Consider the following 452-nt stretch of genomic DNA (forward strand, 5'->3'; position numbering starts at 1 on the left):
GATTCCCTCTTGTGTTATCTTGCGCTCTTCTCCTTCCTCCTTTCCCCTCCCTACCCGCGCTCTCTATCTTCGCCTTTCAGGATCGCCTTTTTCCCCTTCTTCTCTCCCGCCTCCTTTTCCCTTTCTTTCATCTTCTTTTTTTTTTTTTTTTTTTTTTTTTCTTTTTCTTTTTTTTTTTTTTTTTTTTTTCTTTTTCTTTTTCTTTTTTTTTTTTTTTTTCTTTTTCTTTTTTTTTTTTTTTTTTTCTTTTTCTTTTTTTTTTTTTTTTTTTTCTTTTTTTTCTTTTTTTTTTTCTTTTTTTTTCTTTTTTTTTTTTTCTTTTCCCCGCTCCTTTCCTTTTTTCGCTTTCTTCCCTTTTCTCCTTCTCCCCCTCTCTTCTCTCTTTTCTTTTTTTCTTTTTTTTCTCCTTCTCCTTTCTCCTTTCTCCCTTCCCTTCTTTTTTTCTTCTCCTT

At 30.5% G+C, this 452-nt stretch carries 1 protein-coding gene; it reads right to left on the minus strand.

Annotated features, from left to right (window positions below; all coding sequences use genetic code 11):
- Window positions 1-63: 63 nt before the first annotated feature.
- Window positions 64-452: hypothetical protein (locus G8O24_RS42740; protein ID WP_188108437.1), on the minus strand; the 389-nt coding region annotated here is incomplete at its 5' end.

Source organism: Bradyrhizobium campsiandrae (genome assembly GCF_014529705.1).
Taxonomy (GTDB): Bacteria; Pseudomonadota; Alphaproteobacteria; order Rhizobiales; family Xanthobacteraceae; genus Bradyrhizobium; species Bradyrhizobium campsiandrae.